Here is a 5361-nt window from a genome sequence, read left to right as displayed (position 1 = left end):
GGGTGGGAAAGGCCTCGGGCCGTGCGTCAGGGCGCGTGTGTCAGGGCGCCGCGGGCAGGTCGCGGAAGGCGTCGTCCGCGACGCCCCGGCGGAGCGTGGTCCTCCGGTCGACGATGTTCCGCCAGCCGGCGCCGTACATGTCGCGCAGGGTGATCGGGTCGCGCAGCAGGTCGTGCGGGTAGCCGAGCTCCGTGTGGCTGGTGGCGTCGAGGCGGGCCAGCTGTTCGTCGGACAGACGCACGTCGACCGCGCCGAGCGTGTCGAGCAGCTGTGCCTCGCGGGTGGCGCCGAGCAGCGGGATCACCGTGCCGGGGCGGGACAGCAGCCAGGCGAGGGACACCTGGGCCGGGGTCCAACCGCCGTCGGCCGCGATCTTGACGACCTCCCGCACGAGCTCGTCGCTGCCCGCCGAGCTGTGGTCGCGCGGCTGCACGGTGAGCCGCCCGGTGGCTCCCTCAAGGTACTTGCCCGTCAGCCGACCCTCGGCGAGCGCGCCCCAGCAGAACACCGGGAGGTCGAACACCCTCGCCATGGGGAGCAGTTCGCGCTCGGGGGCGCGTTCGAGCAGGTTGTAGCGGATCTGCATGCCGACGAACGGGCTCCAGCCGCGCAGCTCGGCGAGCGTGTTGGCCTGGGCCACCTCCCAGGCGGGCCAGTTGGAGACGCCGACGTAGCGCACCTTCCCGGCCCGCACCTGGTCGTCGAGCGCCCGCATCAGCTCGGGGACGGGCGTGAGCGTGTCGTGGGCGTGCACCCAGAGCAGGTCGAGGTAGTCGGTGCGCAGCCTCCGGAGGCTGGCGTCGATCGAGGCCACCATGTTCTTGCGGGAGTTGCCCGCCGAGTTCACGTCGTCAAGGTCGGTCTGGAGGGTGAACTTGGTGGACAGCACGAACCGGTCGCGGCGGCCCGCGAGCAGCTCGCCCAGGATGGTCTCGGACGTGCCGTCGGTGTAGTGGTCGGCGGTGTCGATGAAGTTGCCGCCGGCCTCGGCGTAGCGGTCGAAGATGCGGGCGCTGGTCTCCCTGGGGGCGCCCCAGCCCCAGTTCTCACCGAAGGTGACGGTTCCCAGGGCCAGTTCCGAGACCCGCAGGCCGGTCCTGCCGAGCACTGTGTATCGCATGATTCTCCCGGGGTGTCGTGGGTGTGCGGATGAGGTGGGCGCGGGTCAGCGGGCCACGACGGGGCTGTGCTGCTCGTACAGCTCGATGAGCTCACCGCTCGGGCCCTTGACGAAGGCGACGCGCACGTCCATCTCCGGGGTGCCGTTGATCACGAGCGAGGTCGGCTCGCCGGTCCAGTCGGCGTGGCCGGCGGGCGAGCCGCCGGCCTTCAGGCATGACTCGTACGCCTCGTCCACGCTGGGCACGATCAGGGCGATGTGGGCCAGCGGCCCGTCGGCCGAGTCGGCGCCCTCGCGGCCGCCGGGGAACAGCTCGATGTAGGAGTTGCCCTGGAGCTCCAGGTAGATCCCGCGGCCCTGGTAGACGACCTCGCCCTGGGGGGAGATGGTCTTGGTCCACTCGTAGCGGCGCGAGAAGCCGAGCCCGTCGCGGTAGAACCGCAGGGAGCGCTCGATGTCGGGGCACATGATGGCGACGTGCATCAGGGTGGTGGCGCCCGGCGGCCGGACGTAGGTCGGGGGCATGGCGGTGCCCTTCCTCTCGGTGGTGGCGTGGTGGCGCGATGGCTTGCTGCGTGCTGGCGTGCTGGCGTGAAGGGAGGTGCGGTGTGGCCGTATGGCGGTTCAGCCGGCCACGGGCCAGGGGTGCCGCAGCCAGGCCGCCAGCCGCCCGGGCAGCTCGGCCGCCTCGGCGGCCGGCGAGGTGAGCGCGACGTGCCCGTCCGGCCGCACCAGCACGGCGTGCGGCAGGTCGGTGACGGTGGCGACTGCGATCGGGGTGGCGCTGGCGGCGGCGGCCTCCTTCACCGCCGGGGAGTCGGCTCCCGGAGGCAGCAGCAGCGACCAGCCGATGCCGGTGGCCATGCCAGGGCGCGGCGGCATCCGCTCACCGACGGCGGGGCTCTGGGCGCCGGGCTCCGCGCCGGGGTAGCGGGCGGAGATCTGGGCGAGCCGGTTGGCCAGCCAGCTCTGGAACTCGGGGATCCGGCTGGCCGCCGACAGCACCTCGTTGCGCAGGAAGACGCTGTTCGGATCGCTGGCGGTGGAGATGTCGTGGAGCTGGGAGGTGAAGGCCAGTACGCCCTGCGCGACGGGGCGGCGCTCCGCGTTGTAGGTGTTGAGCAACTCGGGCGCGGCCGTGCCGTCGAGCACGGCCGCCAGCTTCCAGGCGAGGTTGAAGACGTCCTGGATGCCGGTGTTCATGCCCTGGGCCCCCACCGGGCTGTGCACGTGCGCCGCGTCACCGACGAGGAAGACCGGCCCCTTGGCGAAGGTGTCGGCCAGCCGGTGGCGCACCCGCCAGGTCGAGGCCATCTCCAGGTGGTGCACCCGGGCGCCGGCCGCGGTGGGGCCGCGGGTGTCGAGGAGGTGCTGGATCTCCTCCAGGGTGGGCGGGCCGGCGTCGTCGTCGACCAGGGCGACGATGCGGTAGAGGTCGCCCGGCAGGTGGGAGACGGCGAGCAGGCCGGCGGGGGAGAAGAAGAAGGTGATCTCCCCCTCGGGCCCCGACCAATCCATGGAGAACTCGATCAGCGCGAAGTTGTGCGGGCGGTCGTGGCCGACGAAGTCGATGTCGCTGCGCTGCCGCACCGTGCTGTGCAGGCCGTCGCAGCCGACGACGTAGCGGGCCCTGACGGCTCGTACCTCTCCGGTCTCATCGTCGGTGACCAGGGCGTTCATCCCGGGATAGAGCTCCCCGAGGTCGAGCAGCGTGTGCCTGCGGTACACCCGGCCGCCCAGCTCCTCAAGGCGGGCCTGGAGCACCTGTTCGGTCGTCTCCTGGGGGACGGCGAGCACGAAGGGATAGGGCGTGTCCAGCTCGTCGAAGGGCGTGGACACGATGCGTCGCTCGCCGTCGCGGGCCACGAAGGCCCGCCCGGGTCGGCCCCGGGCGACCAGCGCGTCGGCCGCGCCGATGGTGGCGAGGGATTCCAGGGTGCGGGCGTGGGCGGCGGCGGCTCTGGAGTGCACGGCCGGGCCCGCGGCGCGGTCGATGAGCACGTGGTCGACGCCCAAGGTGCGGAAGGCGGCGGCGAGGGCGAGGCCGGTGGGGCCGGCGCCGACGATCAGCACGTCGGTGGAGCTGGGCAGCGGGGGGCGAACGGGTTCGGTGGGCACGGGAGTCTCCTGCTGTCGGGTGACCTGGGCCGGTGGCGGCGGGAGCTGGCCGCCGGCTATCGGCCGGCGACGTCGAGGACGACCTTGGTCAGGCCGCGGCCGTTCTCCATCAGCTCGTGGGCGAGCCTGGCCTGTTCGAGGGGGAGCACGACCGACACCTCGGGGTACAACGAGCCGGCGTCGACGAGCCGGGCCAGCTCCGCGAGTCGTGGGCCGTCGGGGTGGACGACGTGCCGGATCACGCGCACGCCGACCGCGGCGGCGGCCTCCTCGAGCGGGCCGGCGCCGGCGGCCGCGCCCGGGATCGGGGCGATCACGCCTCCCGGGTTGACGGTGGCCAGCAGGTCGTCGTCGCCCACCAGGTCCACCACCACGTCGATGTCGCGGACCGAGTCGGCGACGCGCGTGGTGGTGTGGTCCACCAGCACGTCGGCGCCGAGGGAGCGCAGCAGCCGGTGGTTCGTCTCGCGGGCGACCGCGGTGACGTGGCAGCCGCGTGCCTTGGCGAGCTGCACGGCGAGGTGACCCACTCCGCCGGCCGCGCCGTTGACCAGCACCCGCCGGCCGTCGGCCGCGGCGGCGTCGAGCACCTGGGCCGCGGTGAGCCCGGCCAGCGGCAGCGCGGCGGCGGCGAGGTGGGAGATGGTGGTGGGCTTCGCGGCCAGGTGGGCGGCGGGGGCGCTGACGTACTCGGCGTAGCCGCCGGCGAGCTCGGGGAAGCGTGGCATGCCGTAGACCTCGTCGCCGGGCGCGAGGTCGGTGACGTCGGCCCCGACCGACTCGACGACTCCGGAGATGTCCCAGCCCCATCGGTAGGGGCCGTCGTCGAACCAGGCCGCGGCCTGGCCGCTGCGGCACTCCCAGTCGGCGGGGTTGGTCCCGGCGGCCAGCACGCGCACCAGCACGTCGCCTGGGCCGAACTCCGGGACGGGTACGTCCTTCGGCTCCAGGACGTCGGGACCGCCGTAACTCCTGGCGATGATGGCGCGCATTATCGGGGCTCCTCGGAGAACGTCTCGTAGTTCTCGACGAAACCGGCCGGGTTGAAGTACTCCGTGAAGTGGCGTATGCGGCCCTCGGTGTCGAACTCGAAGATGCCGACGGACTCGTTGACATAGACCCCGCCGCCGACGAGTTCGCAGCGCGGGCGCCAGCGGGCGAATATCACGTCGGGGTCGGCGAGCGGCTGGAACTCGATGAGCAGGTACCTGAGTCGGGAGAATCCGGCGGCGATGTTGCGATAGAGGGTGTGTATTTCCGGCTGGCCGCTGAGCGACTTGGGGAGTTCGCCGGTGGCGTAGGGCACCGCCTGCGTGCAGTCGGGTGCCCAGAGCTCGATCCAGGAGTCGATGTCGCCCTCCTCGAGCAGCCTGAAGTAGGTGCGTAGCGCATCGATGTTGCGGGCGCGACGCGCGTCGGCCGAGGCCTGGTCGCCCGCCGGTATCCCGATGGCGTTGGTCACTTCCTTCCGTCCTTTCGGCAGGTCAGGATGGGTTCGCGGGGGTGGTGAGCGGGGCCGGGTCGAAGTACTCGGTGAGGCGCTTGATCTTCCCCTCGGCGTCGAACTCGAAGACGCCGACGTTCTGGTTCCGGTAGCCGGCGCCGGTGGTCAGTTCGCCGTCCGGGTACCAGCGGGCCAGCACCCTGCCGGGGTCGGCCATGGGCTGGAGCACGGTGTTCGGAAAGCTCAGGCGCGCATAGCCGGCGGCCTGTTCCCGATAGAACTCGTAAACGGCGGCGCGACCCGAGATGAGCTCGGGGATCGACGGGGGCGCATAGGGCGCCTCGATGACGCAACGCTCCGCCCACAACTCGATCCACGCGTCCAGGTCGAGATCGGAGAGGAGTCGGAAGTATGCCTCGAGTGTCGCCACGTTTTGCTGGCGTGTCAGTTCGTCAGAAAGGTGCCTTGATTCCTGGCCCACAGGGCTGCTCCATTCTTCGGATAGCTCCATTGAAGGGGCAGCAGGCGAGCGTCGACAATGGTCTCGGAGAACGGCACCACGCATTCTCGGTACTTGACGGAGTAGCGGTCCGCGCCGCCGCATGAGCACCCCGGCCGCCGGCACGCACAGCGGCGCCCACCCCCCGGGGGTGGGGGCGGGCGCCGGAGGGCTCGGCCG

The 5361-nt window shown here is 71.9% G+C and carries 6 protein-coding genes; all 6 read right to left on the bottom strand.

The features are described 5' to 3' along the window. Positions 1–40 precede the first annotated feature (40 nt). A complete protein-coding gene (locus tag E1265_RS33080) occupies positions 41–1120 on the bottom strand; it encodes an aldo/keto reductase (protein ID WP_132934656.1) in 1080 nt (359 codons plus the stop codon). Between the two features lie 45 nt (positions 1121–1165). Further along, positions 1166–1645: a VOC family protein gene (locus E1265_RS33075; protein ID WP_132934655.1), complete on the bottom strand. Its 480-nt coding sequence runs from the start codon at positions 1643–1645 to the stop codon at positions 1166–1168. 99 nt (positions 1646–1744) lie between these two features. After that, positions 1745–3238 carry an FAD-dependent monooxygenase gene (locus E1265_RS37525; protein ID WP_165953966.1) on the bottom strand — a complete coding sequence of 498 codons (1494 nt, stop codon included), beginning with the start codon at positions 3236–3238 and terminating at the stop codon, positions 1745–1747. A 56-nt stretch (positions 3239–3294) separates the two neighbouring features. Beyond that, positions 3295–4230, bottom strand: a complete 936-nt coding sequence (locus E1265_RS40510) for an NADP-dependent oxidoreductase (RefSeq protein WP_165953965.1) — start codon at positions 4228–4230, stop codon at positions 3295–3297. Then, on the bottom strand, positions 4230–4700 hold the full coding sequence (locus E1265_RS33065) for a nuclear transport factor 2 family protein (protein ID WP_165953964.1): 471 nt from the start codon (positions 4698–4700) through the stop codon (positions 4230–4232). Before E1265_RS33065 ends, E1265_RS40510 begins: the two co-directional genes overlap by 1 nt. A gap of 22 nt (positions 4701–4722) precedes the next feature. After that, positions 4723–5112, bottom strand: coding sequence for a nuclear transport factor 2 family protein (locus E1265_RS33060; protein WP_165953963.1), 390 nt, complete (start codon positions 5110–5112; stop codon positions 4723–4725). Between the last annotated feature and the right edge of the window lie 249 nt (positions 5113–5361).

It is taken from the genome of Streptomyces sp. 8K308, from assembly GCF_004348315.1.
Lineage (GTDB): Bacteria > Actinomycetota > Actinomycetes > Streptomycetales > Streptomycetaceae > Streptomyces.
This window is presented reverse-complemented; position numbering and strand designations above follow the sequence as displayed.